The organism is Streptomyces sp. NPDC088706, from assembly GCF_044752765.1.
Taxonomy (GTDB): domain Bacteria; phylum Actinomycetota; class Actinomycetes; order Streptomycetales; family Streptomycetaceae; genus Streptomyces.
In genome coordinates, this window is sequence record NZ_JBIVLW010000011.1 from 160,216 (window position 1) to 177,261 (window position 17,046).

Consider the following 17,046-nt stretch of genomic DNA (forward strand, 5'->3'; position numbering starts at 1 on the left):
AGGCAGCACATGGCACGGGCAGGAACGACGAGGAACCCGCTGGTGCTCGCGGCGACGGCGCTCACGATCGCCGCCACCGCGGCGGCGGGCTGGGGCGGCTGGCAGCGCTACGACGCCGCCCACGACGACGCGGCCTCCTACGCGCAGGCGCGGGACGAGGCGCTGGCGGCGGGGGAGCAGGCGGTGCAGAACATGAACACCTTGGACCACCGCACCCTGGAGAGGGGCCTCGACAGCTGGGAGGAGTCCACCAGCGGCGACCTGCACCGCCAACTCGTCCAAGGACGGGACGCGTTCGCCGAGCAGATCGCGGCGGCGAAGACGGTCAGCACCGCGAAGGTCCTCTCCGGCGCGGTGACCGAGCTCGACGAACGGGCGGGCCGGGCCGGAGTCATGGTGGCGCTGCGGGTCACCGTCACCGTGCCCAAGGGCGAACCGGCGGTCAAGGAGAGCCGGATGCTCGGCACTCTCACCCGGACCTCCGAGGGGTGGAAGCTCAGCGCGCTCGGCCAGGCCCCCGTCGGCTCCACGGCCGGCTGAAACCCGCGCCCGCGCCCCGTACCCGCTCCCGCCCCGCATCCGAGAGGACCCCCTCCCATGTCGACGACCCGCCACCTCGTCAACCGCCGCCGCAGGCTGGCCACTTCTCCCTCGCCACCGAGGCGGCCCGAGCCAGAGCCGGACGCCGTGACCGAGCCTGAGACGCAGCCGGTGGCGGAGGCAGCAGCAGAGACGGGTACCGAGGGAGCAGCAGAGACAGAGGCAGCGGCAGCGGCGGAGACAACGGCCGAGGCCCAGGCGCCCGTCGCCCCGGCCGACCGTCCGCGCCCCGCCGCCCGTCGCCTCCCCATCACCCTCCCCGCCGTCCTCTGCGCTCTCACCGTCCTCCTCGGCGCCTTCGCCGCCTGGGCGTTCGCCTCGGCCGCGAGCCTGCGCGACGAGCCCGCCCGGCAGAACACCGCGCTCACCGACATCGCCCGCACCAGCGAGGTGAAGGGCCGGATCGGCGAGGCGGTCGGTGCTGTGTTCTCGTACGACTACGCCTCGCCCGCCCGCTCCGACCGTGCGGCGAAGACCCATCTCACCGGCAGAGCCGTTCGGCAGCACCAGGACATGCTCGCCGAGGTACGGGAGCAGGCGCCGAAGCAGAAGCTCGTCCTCACCACGACCGTCACCGGGAGCGGAGTGGAGTACCTGGACGGCGACCGGGCCAGGCTGCTGGTCTTCGCCGACCAGAGCAACACCCGTACCGGCAAGGACGAGGAGACCACCTACGCGGCGGCCATGTTCGCCGTGGACGCCGTCCGTCGCGGGGACACCTGGCGGATCGCCGCCATCGACACGTTCACCCGCTGAGCCGACGATGCCGGACAGCAGGGAGAGGGGACCAGTCATGAAGTTCAACGGTGCGGTACGCCGCCAGTTCACCGGGACGGTCACGGCGGTGGCCGCGATGGCCGCGCTCACCGCGTCCCAGGCGCCCGACTTCACGGACGCGGTGACGGCGGCGTCGCGTGCGGAGCGGACCGGGTCGGGCACGGACGACGTGGTGTGGAGCGAGGTGCCGGGCGACGACTCGTACCACACCGAGCTGCCACCGCTGGCGAGCCCGCGGCCGCCGGGCCCGCTGATGCCGCCACGGCCCGGGGCGCAACCGTCGGCCCCGCTGGTGGACCGCGCCCGGCCGGAGGCGGGCATCCCGGCGACCGTGCTCGCCGCCTACCGGAACGCCGAGGGTGCCCTGCGCCGCGGCGACCCCGGCTGCCGGCTGCCGTGGCAGCTCCTCGCGGCGATCGGCAAGGTGGAGTCCGGGCAGGCGGCCGGTGGCCGGGTCGACACGCGGGGCACGACACTCACCCCGATCCTGGGGCCCGCGCTCGACGGGGTGGGCTTCGCGCTGATCCGGGACACCGACAACGGGGTGCACGACGGCGACCGGACGTACGACCGGGCCGTCGGGCCCATGCAGTTCATCCCCTCCACCTGGGCGAACTGGGCCAAGGACGGCAACGGCGACGGCCGCACCGACCCGAACAACATCTACGACGCCGCCCTCGCCGCCGGGCACTACCTGTGCGCCGGGGGCCGTGATCTGAGCGTCCGGGCCGACCTGGACCGGGCGATCCTCAGCTACAACCGTTCCGACGCCTACCTCCGTACGGTGCTGTCCTGGCTGGAGTTCTACCGCGAGGGCACCCACCCGGTCGCCGACGGCCGGGGTGTCCTTCCCACCAGCCCCGGGCCGGGTGGCACCGACCGCCCCACGGCGCCGGTCGGCTCCGGCGGCCCCGAGAAGCCGGGCAAGGGCGGCGGCATCGTCATCGGCCCGCAGCCCACCCGCCCGCCGGGCCCCACGCCCACGCCCGGCCCCACGAAACCCGGTTCACCGAGTCCGACCCCCACCGACCCCGGCTCCCCGACCCCGACCGACCCGGGCCCCAGCCCCGACCCCACGGACCCGGGCCCTACCGACCCCGGTCCCACGGATCCGGGTCCGACCGACCCCGGTCCCACGGACCCGGACCCTACCGACCCGGGTCCCACCGACCCCGGTCCGGCTCCGACGCCCGATCCGACGGACCCTGCCCCCGGCCCGAGCCCGGACCCCGGCACCACCGAGCCGGGCTGCCCGGGCGGTGTCCCCGCCCCGCCCCCGCCCGAGGGCTCCACGGCCACCGCGAGCCGGGCCGGCGAGGCCGGGGAGGAGGAGCCGTGCGCACCCGATGACGTCCCCGCAACGTGAGCCGATAGTGTGAGGCCTCGAAAGAGCGACGTGATCATCCTGTGGCGCAAGGCACCCAGGCGGTGGACGAGGCCGGGATCGGGTTGATATTTCGGGCACCCTCCGAGATGTTTGCCCGAGGGAAACATTCGTCCAACCGGAAGGTGGTGCGACTCGCCGCAGGCGGGTACCCCACATGGTTTCACCCAAGGGAAAGACCGCCACACCCACCAAGGAGCGGTTCACTCCGGCCTCCTGGGGCAGGCCACCGCACGCGGTGGTCGTCGTCGACCGCGCCGGTACCGCCGCGCAGGTCGACGGGGAGCTGAACCTGCTCCCAGGCGTGGAGCAGGGCGTTCCGTTGCCGGACGGCCTCTCCTGGCTGGCCCGGGCGACGGCGGAGATCGCCGGCGACGCCGTCCACCAGGGCGGCCCGGAGCGGCCCGCCGTCGCGGGGGAGTTCCGGGGCCGCCGTTTCGAAGCCCATCCGACCCGGCGGGCGGACGGCGACGTCGTGTGGTGGCTGGTCGACCACACGGCCCGGCACACCGCCGAGGAGGCCCTGACCTCCGAACGCGAACGCACCAGGTTCCTCGCCGAGGCGTCCAACGTCCTGCTGTCCTCGCTGAACGCCGACCGGTGCATGGCCGCCACCGCCCGGCTGGCCTCGGGATTCCTCGCCGACACGGCCGTCGTCGTGGCCCCTGCCGCGGGCCGCCAGCTGCCCGTGACCCGCGCCGTGCGGGGCGGAGAGGCCGTGCAGGCCCTCATCGCGGCTGATCCCTCCACCGTGCCGGGCCTGGCCGAGGCGCTGAAGGGCTTCCCGCCCGTCCCCTCGCGGTGGATCGACCCGACGTCCCTGCCCGACTGGCTCGTGCCCGAAGGCTTCGGCACCGCGGTCGGCTCGGTCGTCGTCACCCCGCTGCCCGGGCACGGTGTACCCGCCGGGGCGCTCATCCTGCTCCGTACGGACACCCGGCGCGAGTTCACCGAGAACGAGGAGATGTTCGCCCGGCTGTTCGCGGCCCGCGCCGGAGCCGCCTTGTCGGCGGCCCGGCTCTACGCCGAGCAGCACAGCATCACCAAGACTCTGATGCGCGAACTCCTGCCGCCCCGGCTCCACCGCGTGCACGGCGTGGAGTTCGCCGGAAGCTACCGGCCCTCCGACGCCCGCGAACGGGTCGGCGGCGACTTCTACGACGTCCATTCCGGCCCCACGGCCTCCGACCCGTCCCTGGTGGTGCTCGGGGACGTCTGCGGCAAGGGCCTGGACGCCGCAGTCCTCACCGGCAAGATCCGCAACACGCTCCAGGCCCTGATGCCGATGGCCGACAACCACGAGCGGGTGCTGCAACTCCTCAACGGCGCCCTGCTGAACGCCGACAACACCCGGTTCGCGACCCTGGTCCTCGCCTCCGTCCTGCGCACGGAGAACCAGGTGCACCTCCGGCTCACCTCCGCCGGCCACCCGGCACCCCTCGTGGTGCGCAACGACGGCCGGGTGGAGGAGATCCCCACCCGCGGCACCCTGGTGGGAGCGCTGGACCACATCACGGCCCACACCGTCCGCACCGCCCTGCTGCCCGGTGAGACGTGCCTGCTCTACACCGACGGGATCACCGAGGCGCGCGGTGGTCCGCTCGGCGGCGAACTCTTCGGCGAGGAACGGCTGAAGCGGGCCCTGGCCGAGTGCGGCGGCATGCCCGGCGAGGCGATCGTGGAGCACGTCCGGATGCTGGCCTCCCAGTGGTTGCGGGACGGTGGCCACGACGATCTGGCGGTGGTCGCCATCACCGCGCCGCAGACCACCCATCTCAGTGCGGTGGACGGGCACACCCGGGGCAGGTACACCTCATGACCACCGCCGTCGACGCCACCTGCCTCGACACCCTGCGCAGCGACCTGTGGACCGCGGTGACCACCCGCGACGAGTACCGGGCCGCGGACATCGTGCTGACCGCCCTGGACGCCGGGACCCCGGCGGAGACGGTCCTGCTCGACGTGATCGCCCCCGTACAGGCGCGGGTGGGCCACGCCTGGCAGGAGGACCGGCTGACCGTCGCCCAGGAACACGCGGCGACCGCGATCGCCGAGCGGGTCATCGCCGCGCTCGCCCACCACCCCGCCCACCGGCCCGAACCCTGCGGCGGGCGCGTCACCGTCGCCTGCGTGGATCAGGAGTGGCACGCCCTGCCGGCCCGACTGCTCGCCGAAGTGCTCACCCTGCGGGGGTGGAAGGTCGACTTCCTCGGTGCCCAGGTGCCGACCCCGCACCTGGTGACGCACCTGCACAACACCGGCGCGGACGCGGTGGCCCTCTCGTCGTCCCTCGCCACGCGGCTGCCCACCGCGCACTCCGCGATCACCGCGTGCCAGGCCGTGGGGGTGCCCGTGCTGGTGGGGGGTGCGGCGTTCGGCCCGGACGGCCGCTACGCCCGCCTGCTGGGCGCCGACGCCTGGGCCCCCGACGCGCGCGCCGCGGCCCGGCGGCTGGCCGACGGCATCCCGGCCCCCGACCTGGCGGCGGGCCGACGGGAGACCGACGGCCTGACGCACCTCGCCGACCAGGAGTACACCCTCGTCGTACGGGCCAGGGCCCGGCTCGTGCGGGTGGTGCTGGCGCACCTGGAGCGGGACTTCCCGGCGATGGCCGAGTACTCCGGCCCGCAGCGCGAGCGCACCGCCGAGGACATCGCCCATATCGTGGAGTTCCTCGGCGTCGCCCTCTACACCGATAGCGACGACCTCTTCACCGACTTCATCCGGTGGACCGCCGCCGTCCTGACGGCCCGCGGGGTCCCCGCCCGCTCACTGCGTCCCGCGCTGGAGTCCCTGGCCTTCGAGCTCAAGGACTTCCCACGGGCGACCCGCATGCTCGACCGGGCCTGCCGGCATCTGGACGAGGCTGTGACCACCACCGACCACCCATCCGGAGCATGCGCATGACCGCCCTGCCGAGTCCGTTCTTCACCGTCACCGCCGAGGAGGGCCGGGGCTGGGTCCGGCTGCGTCTCGCCGGGGACCTGGACTACGACACCAGCCACGAACTCGTGGCGCGGGCGACGGAGCGCATGGCCGCTCGGCCGGACGCGCGCGACCTGTACCTGGACTGTGCGGAGCTGAGGCTGTGCGACTCCATGGGCGTCTCCGCGCTGCTCCAGGTCCACCGGGACACGGCGACCCGGGGGGTGGGCCTGCACGTCGAGGACGCGCCGCCCTTCCTGGACCGCGTCATGCGGATCACCGGAATCCAGCACCTCTTCGCCCGCCAGGAGGACGAGCGGTCCGCCCGGGGCGCCGGCGAGGAAGCGACGTCCACCGAGCAGCGCCCCTCGCCCTCCCGCTGAGCCGCCGGCGCCAGGCCGAGGGGGCCGGTGCCGGCATCAGACCAAGGACACCACGGCGACGATGCGCTTGCCGCCCTGGTGGGGGGTGACGGACAGCTGCCGGGTGAGCCGGTGGACCAGCGACCAGCCGTAACCGCCCTCGCCGACCGACCCGGGAGCCGGCTCCTGCAGGACGGGGTGCCGGGGGTCCGCGTCATCGACGACGAGGCGGAGCCCGCCTTCGGTGATCCGTGCCGAGAAGCCGGTGATGCCCCCGCCGTGCCGCAGCGCGTTGGTCACGATCTCCGAGGTCACCAACAGGGCGTCCGCCACGACCACGTTCGCCAGGGTCTCGTCCGACAGTTCGCTGAACTCCGCTGCCAGCAGCCGGGTCACGGTGTCGCGCGCCTCGCCCGCGGTCCGCGGCATTTCCGTGGACGCGCCGTCCGCGTGACGTACGGGAGGGGTGCTGTACACGCCCGTACCTCCGTTCCATGCCGTCGGGGGTTTCTGCTGCCGTCGAAACCACCGCATTCCCCCTGTCGCCGTGTCCACACCTGGCACAACTCCAGCGGCTCGCCGCTCCGGCCGGACGGTAAATACATGAGTGATATTCCGTTTACTCCGGGTATTCGGGCCGCGGGAGGCCCGGACGGGCGACGACTGATCTCGGCTGGGGAAAGAAATGATGGCGAAGAAGTTTCTCATGGCGGCTGTTTCGGTTTCTCTCGGGGCGACCGCGCTGGCCGGATGCGGCAGTGAGAAGGGTGGCGACGAAGCGTTCGGCGACAAGAGCGCGGACACGATCGCGGCGGACGCCGTCAAGGCCACGCGGGACGCGAAATCCCTGCGGGTGTCGGGGAACGCGCGCCAGCCCGGCGGAAATGAGATAGGGATCGACTTCCATGTCGACGAGCAGGACCGGTGTACGGGCACGATGACCGGCGAGGGCGCCCAGGCCGACGTGCTCCAGGTGGGCCAGCAGGTCTATGTCCGCGGCGACGAGAAGTTCTGGCGGAACACCCTGCTGGGCAAGCCCGGCACCGACGCGGTCGTCGGGAAGCTCCAGGGCAAGTGGGTGAAGTCCGAGCCGGGGAAGTCGGGCACCGAAGGAATGTGTGACAAGCAGGCGCTGCTGGCCTCGCTCGACAGCGACAAGTCCGAGCGGAAGGGAATGAAGAAGGGCGGGACGACCGAGATCGACGGCCGTTCCGCGCTGGCCCTGGAGAAGAAGCAGCCGGGCGGCGAGAAGATCACCATGTATGTCGCCACCGAGGGCGAGCCGTACATCCTCAAGGCGGTCACCGTCGGCGGCGACGCGCCGGGCGAGGTCGTCCTGAGCGATTTCGACAAGAAGGTCGACGTCCAGGAGCCGGCCGGGGGAGATGTGGTCGACCCCGAGAAGACCGCCGCCTGACCCGCGGTATTTCCGCGCGCGACGGCGGCGTGGCCGAACAACCCGACACCGCAATTCCGTCCCGCGGCCCCGGAATCCTCCCGACTCCCAGGAAGCGGGAAGAAATCCGGTGCGCGGGGCGGAATTCCGCCGTCAGGTCTGCTCAGGATGGTCACCCGGGCCGTGGGCGCGGGTGGCCAGCGGGGTGGGGGAGAGGTCCGCCGCCTCCTCGCCCGGCTCCAGCAGGGTGTCCGCCGGACCGATGATCAGCGGATCGGGGGTCCCCACGGCTTTCTCGTCCTTGCTGTCGTAGCCCAGCCGCCAGAGCAGGCTGCGCATCGCCTCCAGACGGCCGCGCTTCTTGTCGTTGCTCTTCACCACCGTCCACGGGGCGTGTTCGGTGTCCGTGGCCCGGAACATGTCGACCTTCGCCGCGGTGTACTCGTCCCAGAGGTCGAGCGAGGCCAGGTCGGTCGGCGACAGCTTCCACTGGCGTACCGGGTCGACCTGCCGGATCGCGAACCGGGTCCGCTGTTCGTTGCGGGATACCGAGAACCAGAACTTCACCAGCAGGACGCCGTCGTCGACGAGCATCTGCTCGAACTGGGGCGCCTGCTCCAGGAAGTGCGCGTACTGCTCCGGCGTGCAGAAGTCCATCACCCGCTCCACGCCGGCCCGGTTGTACCAGGACCGGTCGAAGAAGACGATCTCGCCGGCGGTCGGCAGATGGGCCACGTACCGCTGGAAGTACCACTGCCCGGACTCCCGCTCGGTGGGCTTCTCCAGGGCGACCACGCGCGCGCCACGCGGGTTCAGACGCTCCGTGAACCGCTGGATGGTCCCGCCCTTGCCCGCCGCGTCGCGGCCCTCGCAGAGGACCACCAGTCGCTGCCCGCTCTCCCGGACCCAGCGCTGGAGCTTCAGCAGCTCGATCTGGAGGATGCGCTTCTCCTGCTCGTACTCCCTGCGCCGCATCCGCCGCTCGTACGGATAGTTCTCCCGCCAGGTCTCCAGCGGGCGGCCCCGCTCGTCGAGCAGCACCGGCTGCTCGGGCCGCCGCCCGTCGACGGTCAGCCCCTTCAGCAGCTCCGCCGGGTCGTCCTGCGGACCGTCGGTCATCGTCCTGTCCCCGTTCTCCTCGGCTTGTCCCCCGCCCGCAGCCTGGTTCCCCCGTCGGCGCCGCTCATGTATCCGGAGGCCACCGACCGACGGGCCACCGGGTCAGCCGCCTCCCGACAGCACCTCGGCCAGGTCATAGGAGACGACCTCCTCCAGCTGCGCGTAGGTGCAACTGGAGGGGGCCCGGTCCGGGCGCCACCGCCGGAACTGCGTCGTATGGCGGAACCGGTCGCCCTCCATGTGGTCGTACGCCACCTCGCAGACCCGCTCCGGGCGCAGCGGCACCCAGGACTGGTCCTTCTTGCCGGACCAGCGGTTCTGCGTCCCCGGCAGCCGGGAGGCCTCGTGCGCCGCCGCCTGGGCCCACGCCGCCCATGGATGGTCGGCGAACTCGACGCGCAGCGGTGCGAGTTCCCCGGCGAGCTCGGCTCGGCGCTTCATGGGGAAGGCCGCGCAGACCCCCACGTGCTGGAGCACGCCCGCGGTGTCGTACAGGCCGAGCAGGAGCGAGCCGACGACCGGGCCGCTCTTGTGCTCGCGGTACCCGGCCACCACGACGTCCGCGGTCCGCTCGTGCTTGATCTTGTACATCACCCGGGTGTCGGGCCGGTACGGCAGGTCCAGCGGCTTGGCCACGATCCCGTCGAGCCCCGCCCCCTCGTACCGGTCGAACCACTCCCGGGCGACCTTCACGTCCGTGGTGGACGGGGCGAGCAGGACGGGTGCCGAGGCGCCGGAGAGGGCGGCCTCCAGCACCGTCCGCCGGTCGGCCTGCGGGATGGGGAGGAGGGAGGTGTCGTCGACCGCGAGGACATCGAAGGCGACCAGGCTCGCGGGGGTCCGCTCGGCCAGCATCCGCACCCGGGAGTCCGCCGGGTGGATACGCTCGCTCAGCCGTTCGAAGTCGAGCCGCCCCTCGTGGGCGATGACGATCTCCCCGTCGATCACACAGCGCGGCGGGAGGTTCTCCCGGACGGCACCGACCAGGTCGGGGAAGTACCGGGTCAGCGACTTCCCGGTGCGGCTGCCGATCTCGACCTCGTCGCCGTCCCGGTAGACGATCGCGCGGAAACCGTCCCACTTCGCCTCGTACTGCATGTTCGGCGGAATTCTGGACACCGACTTGGCGAGCATCGGCTTCACGGGTGGCATCACCGGCAGGTCCATGGCCCGATTCTGGACCGCCTCCCCACCCATGTCTCCCGATGTGCGGCATATGTGCGACCGGCCTACGGTGGCCGACATGGGAGCAGCGGTGGAGCTGGACGCGGGCGGACGAGCGGTGAGACTGTCCAACCCGGACAAGGTGTACTTCCCGGAGAAGGGCTACACCAAGAGGGACGTGGCCGAGTACTTCCTGGCCGTGGGTCCCGGGATCACCCGCGCCCTGAACCACCGGCCGACCACGCTCCAGCGCTTCGTGGACGGGGTGGAGGGCGACTTCTTCTACCAGAAGCGCGCCCCGAAGAACCTTCCCGAGTGGATCCCCACCGCCACGATCGCCTTCCCCAGCGGCCGCTCCGCCGACGAGCTCTGCCCCACCGAACTCGCCGCCGTGATCTGGGCCGCCAACCTCGGCACCCTCACCTTCCACCCCTGGCCGGTCCGGGCCGGGGACACCGACCACCCGGACGAGCTCCGCATCGACCTGGACCCCCAGCCCGGCACCGACTACGCCGACGCGGTCGCCGCCGCCCACGAGCTGCGCTCGGTCCTGGAGGACCACGGCGTACGCGGGTGGCCCAAGACCTCCGGCGGGCGCGGGATGCACGTCTTCGTGCCCATCGAGCCCGCCTGGACCTTCACCGAGGTCCGGCGCGCCGCCATCGCCGCCGGGCGCGAGCTGGAGCGGCGGATGCCCGAGCGGGTGACGACGGCCTGGTGGAAGGAGGAGCGGGGCGAGCGGATCTTCGTCGACTTCAACCAGACGGCCCGCGACCGCACGATCGCCTCCGCCTACTCCGTACGCCCCTTCCCGCACGCTCCGGTCTCCGCGCCGCTGCGCTGGGAGGAGATCGACGACGCCGAACCGCGCGACTTCGACATCGTCACGCTGCCGGTGCGGTACGCCGAACTCGGTGACGTCCACGCCGACATGGACCAGGAGGCGTTCCGGCTCGACGGACTGCTGGAGCTGGCCGACCGGGACGAGAAGGAACGCGGGCTCGGCGACATGCCCTACCCGCCGGAATACCCGAAGATGCCCGGCGAACCCAAGCGCGTCCAGCCCAGCCGGGCCCGGCACGACGACGGCGAGATGGCGTGAGCGGGAGCGGCGAGCAGAGCGGGAGCGGCGAGTGGAGCGGGGGCGGCGAGTGGAGCGGGAACGGCGAGCGGGGCCGTAGCGGCGAGGAGACCGGGAGCGCCGAGCAGGCCGGCGCCGAGCAGTCCGGCAGCGGCGGGACGGGCGGCAGCGGCCAGAGGCACGGCGTCCACGGCCGCCCCCTGAGCCTGCGCGACCGCTGGGAGGCGTACAAGGACTCGCCGTTCCTCCCCGCGACCGTCCTGGTCCTCATCGTCGCCGCCGCGGCCGGCCTCTTCGCCGGCTCCTACACGTACGCCATGGCCGACCCCACACCGCACCGCATCCCGGCAGCGGTGGTCAGCCGGCCGGAGGTGGAGGGCGGCACCGCGTTCGTCGCCGGGATGGGGAAGGCGCTCGACGCCTCGCTCGACGTGCACGACTACCGGGACCTGGCGGCCGCCCGCCGTGCCCTGGACGAGCAGAAGGTGTTCGCCATCGTGCACGCGCCCCGCGACGGCGACGGGATCGCGCTGGACGTGGCCGGGGCCTCGGGGGCCTCCGTGGCCGAGCTGCTCGGCAAGGCGGGGCTCCAGGTCGGCGACGAGAGCGGGGTCGAGGTCACGGTCAGGGACGTCAAGCCGCTCCAGGAGGGGGACCCGCGCGGGCTCGCCCTGTTCTACATCTCCCTGGCCGCCGTCATCATGGGCTTCCTCGGCGCGATCCAGCTGAGCGTCCACGCCCGTGGCCTCAACCCGGCGGAGCGCATCGCGTTCACGGTGGCGTACGCCCTGCTCGGGGGCTTCGCGATCGCCGCGGCCGTGGACTGGTGGCTCGGGGCGGTGGACCTGCCGTTCACGCAGTCCTGGCTGATCCTGGCGTTCACGATGTTCACCTCGGGGATGGTCTTCACCATGTTCAACACCCTGATGGGCCGGTGGGCGATGATCCCCACCTGGGGCGTCATGGTGCTGCTCGGCAACCCGTCGTCCGGCGGTGCGGTCTCCTGGCCGCTCCTGCCCTCCGTACTCGGGCACATCGGCCGCTGGCTGCCGCCGGGAGCCTCCGTCAACGCCCAGCACACCGCCGTCTACTACCAGGGCCACCAGTTCCTCTTCCCGTACCTGGTCCTGGCCGCCTGGGCGCTGGTCTCCTGCACGGTCTTCTGGGTCTGGCGCCACCGGCACCCCGGAGGCCGCGCCCGCACGCCTGAGCATGCGGCCACGGCCTCCTGAGGCTTCCCTACGGCTCTACAGCTCCTTGATACGGATGTCGCGGTACGAGATGACGTCCGAGACGCCGTGCACCTGGAGCCCGATGTGACCGGAGGCGAACCGCCGGCCGTCGGTGCCCGGGTCGTCGCCCCGCGGCGGCTCGAAGGGCTGACCGCCGGTGTTGTCGAACTCGTTGACCAGGACACCGTTGCGGTAGATCTCGTAGTGCTGGTCGACCACCTTGATCTCGTAGTCGTTCCAGGTGCCCTTGGGCGTGACCCCGGCGCCGCCGAGACCCACCCGGTCGAAGCCGTACACCGAACCGGTCTTGTACATGTCGCCGTCCGGCCGGTCGTTGACCTGGATCTCGTGGCCGTACTTGATGGCGACCCACTCCGGACGTGACTCCTCCGGGTGGTCGTGGACCTTCGGGAAGCGGACGAAGACCCCGCCGTTGGCGTTCCCGGAGCCGGGGGCGTCGTCCCGCCACTGGAGCTTCAGCGAGAAGTCCCCGTACGCGCGGGCCGGGAACCAGAGCATCCCCATGCCACCCACGGTGGTGGAGCTGGTGATCGAGCCCTCCTCCTCGTTCAGCCCGAACTGCCCGCCGCCCACGTGGCTCCACTTGGCCAGCGAGGCCGCCGTGCCGTCGAACAGCTTGGTGTACCCCTCGGACTGGCCCGGCTTCCCGATGCCCGACTGCTTGGCGGCCTGGTTGATCGCCTTGCGCTCGCGCTGGTCGATCACGCCGTCGGTCTTCAGCCTGTCGAGCACCGCCGTCACGTGCTTGAGGAACAGCGCGTGGGAGGACCAGTCCTTCTCGTCCTCGATCAGCTCGTTGACCGTGCAGCGGTTACGGGTGATCCGGTTCGGGACGCCCGTGTCGATCGCGCCGACGAAGACGGTGTGCCGCTCGTCGAACTCCGCGCAGTCCGGCGCGGGGACCCCGCCACCCTGGGCGATGGTGAACGACACCTTCTTCGCCACGGAGGTGTTGCCCGCCTTGTCCGTCGCCCGGTGCGCCACCGTGTGGTGGCCGACCCGGTCGACGATCACGGGGGTGGTGTACGCGAGGTAGGGGCCGCCGTCGAGGGAGTACTCGACCCTGGCCACGCCCGAGTCGTCGTCGGTCGCGGTGACGACGGCCTTCGCGCTGGTGATGAACGCGCCGCCGGAGTTCTTGTTCCCCTCCAGCTTCACCGAGGTCTCCGGCGCCGTCCGGTCCTGCGACGGCGGCTCGACGACGGTGAACGCGACGGACTTCTCGGCCGCGACGTTCCCCGACCGGTCGGTGGCCCGGTAGCGGACGGTGTGCCCGCCCACCTCGTGGACCATCACCGGTGCGGTGTACGGCCGCCACGCGCCGGCCGCCCCGACCGCGTACTCGATGGTGTTGACGCCGGACCCCGTGTCGGACGCGGTCACGGTGACCGTGGCCATCCCCAGGTACGCGCCCGCCCCGTCCTTCTCGCCGGTGACCGTCGCCGAGGTCTCCGGCGGGGTCCTGTCGTCCGTCGGGGGTGCGGCGACCGCGAAGTCGACGGACTTCTCCGCCGCCGCGTTGCCCGCCTTGTCGGTGGCCCGGTAGCGGACCGTGTGGTCGCCGACCTCGCTCACCACGACCGGCGCGGTGTACGGCTGCCACGCGCCGTCCGCCCCCAGCGCGTACTCCACCTTGTCGACGCCGGAGCCCTCGTCGGTGGCCGCGACGGTGACCGTGGCCTGGCCGATGTACGCGCCGTCGCCGTCCCGGTCGCCGTCGACCTTCGCCGAGGTCGCGGGGGCCTCGGTGTCCTCCTCGCCGCCGCCCTCGGTGACGGTCAGGATGCCCTGCATCTGGCCGTGGCCGGGGATCGTGCAGTGGTAGAAGTACCGGCCGGGCGTCAGCGTGACCTCCACGCTGTGCTTGCCGCCCCCGGCGTCACCGGGGTTGGCCAGGATGTTCAGCTGGACGTCGTCGTTGAACTCCGGGTCCGAGACGCTGAACGTCAGGGTGTGCGGCATGCTCGTCGTGTTGCCGGTCGCGGTGCTGTTCTCGAAGACGATGGTCGCCTTGCCGGCCACCGCCGTCGTCGGCGCGGTCAGATAGCGGTCGATCGGGTCGCCCGCGGTCCAGGTCAGCACCTGGTCGGCGGCGGCCTGCGGAGCGGACGGGCCGTCGCCCTTGCCGTACGCGGCCGTCGAGGTCAGTCCGAGGACCATCAGCAGGGAGGCCAGCAGGGCCACCCACAAGCTCGGCGGCCGATGCCGCCGCCGGGCGAGGTACCGGGGGTGTCTCACTGCGCTGCCGCCTTTCCGGCCAGGTCCTCGGCGGCCGGAGTTGCCCCGCCGCCCTGGTAGGTCACGCGCCACAGCGCGGACTTGGAGTCGGAGGTGAAGAAGCCGCGCCCGTAGTCCAGGACGTACAGCGAACCGTCCGGCGCGAACCTCCAGTCCATGAGGTTGCGGATACCGTCCGCGCCGACCGGGATGATCTTCTTCAACGACTCGGCGTGCGTGGGCAGTCCACCCGTGCCGACCGTCCTGGGGTCGGTGATCACCGCGTGCCGGGGCTGGGTGTCGTCGTAGAAGTCGCCGACGAACCACTTGCCGTCCCAGTACGCGGGCCACTTGGCGGCGGAGTCGCTCCGCGCGTCGTAGCGGTAGACCGGGCCGTTCATCGTGGCCTGCCCACCGCCCTTGAGCCAGGGTAGCAGCTGCTTCTGCTCCTCGGCCTTGTAGCTGGGGATTCCGTCGGCGTCGCGCGGGTAGTCGACCCCGCCGCCCTGCGGCGAATACCAAATGGTGTTGGGGGTCACCGGCGGCAGCTTGACCAGGCCGTCGTTGTTCGGCGACTCGTTCTTCGGGGCCTTGCAGTCGTACCAGCCCAGCGGCTTGGACGGGTTGGGCAGATTGCGGTCCCGGTAGGGCTGGTTGTTGCCCATGCAGTACGGCCAGCCGTGGTTGCCCGCCTTGGTGATCGCGGCGAACGTGTCGTACTTCGCCGGGCCCCAGGTGGTGGAGGCCGAACCCGCGTCGGGGCCGACCCAGCCCGCGTACAGCGTGTCGGTCGAGGGGTCCACGGAGATCCTGGCCGGGTTGCGCACACCCATCACGTAGATCTCGCCCCGGGTCTTCCCGCCGCCCTCGTCCGGCTCCTCGCCGGTGAAGAGGTTGCCGGCCGGCAGGGTGTAGGTGCCGTCGTCCTCGGGGTGGATCCGCAGGATCTTCCCGTTCAGGTTGTTGGTGTTGCCCGAGGTGCGCCGGGCGTCGGCGAAGGAGACGCCCTTGTAGTTGGGCTGCGGATTGTTGCCGGAGTAACCGCCGCTGAAACCGGAGGAGTTGTTGTCCCCGGTGGCGATGTACAGGTTGTCCTCGGAGTCCCACGCCATGCCGCCGCCCGCGTGGCAGCAGCTGTGGATCTGCACCGGCCAGCCGAGCAGCACCTTCTCCGAGGCCAGGTCCAGCTTGCCGGTCGCCGGGTCGAAGGTGAAGCGGGAGACCTGACGGGTCGCCATGCGCCTGTCGCGGTCGATCTTCGCGTGCGGGGTGTAGTGCAGGTAGACCCAGCCGTTGGAGGCGAAATCCGGGTCCAGCTCGATGCCGAGCAGCCCCTCCTCCACCTTCACCAGCTCGTCGCCGCCGCCCTTGTTGCCGAAGACGTCCAGCGCACCGGCCTGGGTGACCTTCTTGGTCTTCGGGTCGTAGACGTGGATCTCGCCCTTGCCCTTGCCGATGTTGGGGTTGTTCCAGTCTGTGACGACCGGGACGCTGCTGTCGGCGCCGCCGCGCCCGATGTGGAAGACCCGCCCGTCCGGGGCGGTCACCAGGCCGTGCGGCTCGCCGATCTGGTCGTTCCTGCCGGGCTGGTTGGGCTGGGTGAGCCGCTCGGCCGCGTAGTTGGAGGTGATGGTCGCCTTGCAGTCGGCCCGCGAGGTCCGGTTCGTCCAGGCGAGCGCACCGCGCAGATGGTCGCGGAAGTCGGTCTCGGCGAAGCTGTCCGCCGTACCGCCCATGGCCGTGTAGAAGGAGCGGCCGCCGTCGTAGTCCCGGCACCAGGAGACCGGGTGGTCCCAGCCGTTGGCGCCGGTACCCGGCTTGTACGTCGACTCCCGCACGCGCGCCACCGTGTGCACCTCACCGGACGGGTTCTTCGTCCAGTTCAGCCACTTGTCGGGGCGCTTCCACTCCAGCGGCAGGTTCTTCGTCGCCGGGTGGACCCGGTCCCCGATCTCCACCGTGGCCCGCTGCACGGCACTGGGGCTGCCCGCCGCCGGACGGGCACCGATTAGGCCGGTGAACCAGTCCGAGTACGGTTCGGTGCGCGCCGCGTCATGGATGCCGAGGAAGCCGCCACCCGCCTCCATGTACGCCTCCAGGCCCGCCTCCTGCTCCGGGGCGAGGACATCGCCGCCGCCGGTGAGGAAGACGACGGCGTGGAAGGAGCCGAGCCGTTTGCCGTTGGTGAAGACCTTGGCGTCGTCCGTGGCCACGGTGGTGAACCGCCCGGTCTCCGGGCCGCTCTGCCCGATCTTCTCGATCGCCGCGATCCCGGCGTCCGTGTACGGCGCTTCGTCGCCCCCCGAGGCGTGGAAGACCAGCACCTTGACCTGGTTCCCGGCGCCCGGCGGGGACGGCAGGGACAACGTTGTCGCCATCTTCTCGACCAAGTGCCGATCCGGCGACGTGCCCGCGTTGGCCGCGGTGCCGCCGCCCAGCATGGACACGGCCAGTGCGCCGGCCGCCACGGCCGCCGCGAGGCCGCGTCGTGATCTGGACCGGTGATGTGATGCGCGCTGCATATGGTCACCCACCCCTTCGTGGTCACTGCACCTCTCGGTGACTTTCGGTAGCCAACTCTTCTTCGAAGCCTCTGCGTTGACTGCGACAGCGCATGAAGCTAGACCTCTTTTCGCGGCTCGCCAATAGCTACGGCGGCAATCGCACGAACTTTGTCCTGGGTGTGGATAAACGGTCGGCTCCCGGCTACGGTGTGGCCCGTTCCGGGAGCACCGAAGCCGCTTCCGCCTCCGCCAGATTCTCTATCG

General features: G+C 71.8%; 14 protein-coding genes. 9 read left to right on the forward strand and 5 right to left on the reverse strand.

Features of this window, described 5'->3' with window-relative positions; translation table 11 throughout:
- The first annotated feature begins 9 nt into the window (after positions 1–9).
- The 6 genes from ACIQAK_RS23535 (at position 10) to ACIQAK_RS23560 (ending at position 6,069) form a co-directional block, all read left to right on the forward strand.
- Positions 10–540 carry a hypothetical protein gene (locus tag ACIQAK_RS23535; RefSeq protein ID WP_366391410.1) on the forward strand — a complete coding sequence of 177 codons (531 nt, stop codon included), beginning with the start codon at positions 10–12 and terminating at the stop codon, positions 538–540.
- Positions 541–597: 57 nt separating this feature from the next.
- Positions 598–1,356, forward strand: a complete 759-nt coding sequence (locus tag ACIQAK_RS23540) for a hypothetical protein (RefSeq protein WP_366391411.1) — start codon at positions 598–600, stop codon at positions 1,354–1,356.
- Between the two features lie 37 nt (positions 1,357–1,393).
- A complete protein-coding gene (locus ACIQAK_RS23545; protein ID WP_366391412.1) occupies positions 1,394–2,743 on the forward strand; it encodes a lytic murein transglycosylase in 1,350 nt (449 codons plus the stop codon).
- 175 nt (positions 2,744–2,918) lie between these two features.
- Positions 2,919–4,580 carry a PP2C family protein-serine/threonine phosphatase gene (locus ACIQAK_RS23550; protein WP_366391413.1) on the forward strand — a complete coding sequence of 554 codons (1,662 nt, stop codon included), beginning with the start codon at positions 2,919–2,921 and terminating at the stop codon, positions 4,578–4,580.
- Positions 4,577–5,668 carry a cobalamin B12-binding domain-containing protein gene (locus tag ACIQAK_RS23555; protein WP_366391414.1) on the forward strand — a complete coding sequence of 364 codons (1,092 nt, stop codon included), beginning with the start codon at positions 4,577–4,579 and terminating at the stop codon, positions 5,666–5,668. The genes ACIQAK_RS23550 and ACIQAK_RS23555 overlap by 4 nt, the downstream gene beginning before the upstream one ends.
- Complete coding sequence (locus ACIQAK_RS23560) at positions 5,665–6,069, forward strand: STAS domain-containing protein (protein ID WP_366391415.1); 405 nt, start codon at positions 5,665–5,667, stop codon at positions 6,067–6,069. The genes ACIQAK_RS23555 and ACIQAK_RS23560 overlap by 4 nt, the downstream gene beginning before the upstream one ends.
- Positions 6,070–6,105: 36 nt before the next feature.
- Here ACIQAK_RS23560 and ACIQAK_RS23565 read toward each other — a convergent pair whose 3' ends face one another.
- Complete coding sequence (locus ACIQAK_RS23565; RefSeq protein ID WP_366391416.1) at positions 6,106–6,525, reverse strand: ATP-binding protein; 420 nt, start codon at positions 6,523–6,525, stop codon at positions 6,106–6,108.
- A 229-nt stretch (positions 6,526–6,754) separates the two neighbouring features.
- Here ACIQAK_RS23565 and ACIQAK_RS23570 point away from each other — a divergent pair, with 229 nt between their 5' ends.
- Positions 6,755–7,465: a hypothetical protein gene (locus tag ACIQAK_RS23570; protein WP_366391417.1), complete on the forward strand. Its 711-nt coding sequence runs from the start codon at positions 6,755–6,757 to the stop codon at positions 7,463–7,465.
- Positions 7,466–7,597: 132 nt separating this feature from the next.
- Here the strand turns inward: ACIQAK_RS23570 and ppk2 are convergent, their stop codons facing one another.
- Entirely contained in the window at positions 7,598–8,563 is a 966-nt protein-coding gene (gene ppk2, locus ACIQAK_RS23575; RefSeq protein ID WP_366391418.1) for a polyphosphate kinase 2, read from the reverse strand.
- A gap of 102 nt (positions 8,564–8,665) precedes the next feature.
- Complete coding sequence (locus tag ACIQAK_RS23580) at positions 8,666–9,730, reverse strand: ATP-dependent DNA ligase (RefSeq protein ID WP_366391419.1); 1,065 nt, start codon at positions 9,728–9,730, stop codon at positions 8,666–8,668.
- A gap of 76 nt (positions 9,731–9,806) precedes the next feature.
- On the opposite strand from ACIQAK_RS23580, the gene ligD reads away from it, so the two are divergent.
- Both ligD and ACIQAK_RS23590 read left to right on the forward strand, forming a co-directional pair.
- Positions 9,807–10,829 carry a non-homologous end-joining DNA ligase gene (gene ligD / locus ACIQAK_RS23585; RefSeq protein ID WP_366391420.1) on the forward strand — a complete coding sequence of 341 codons (1,023 nt, stop codon included), beginning with the start codon at positions 9,807–9,809 and terminating at the stop codon, positions 10,827–10,829.
- A gap of 179 nt (positions 10,830–11,008) precedes the next feature.
- Entirely contained in the window at positions 11,009–12,040 is a 1,032-nt protein-coding gene (locus ACIQAK_RS23590) for an ABC transporter permease (protein WP_366391457.1), read from the forward strand.
- A gap of 15 nt (positions 12,041–12,055) precedes the next feature.
- Here ACIQAK_RS23590 and ACIQAK_RS23595 read toward each other — a convergent pair whose 3' ends face one another.
- Together ACIQAK_RS23595 and ACIQAK_RS23600 are read right to left on the reverse strand one after the other, a co-directional pair.
- Positions 12,056–14,299: an OmpL47-type beta-barrel domain-containing protein gene (locus tag ACIQAK_RS23595; protein ID WP_366391421.1), complete on the reverse strand. Its 2,244-nt coding sequence runs from the start codon at positions 14,297–14,299 to the stop codon at positions 12,056–12,058.
- The gene (locus ACIQAK_RS23600; RefSeq protein WP_366391422.1) at positions 14,296–16,800 is read right to left on the reverse strand and encodes a ThuA domain-containing protein; all 2,505 of its coding nucleotides are present in this window, start codon (positions 16,798–16,800) and stop codon (positions 14,296–14,298) included. Before ACIQAK_RS23600 ends, ACIQAK_RS23595 begins: the two co-directional genes overlap by 4 nt.
- Positions 16,801–17,046: the final 246 nt, after the last annotated feature.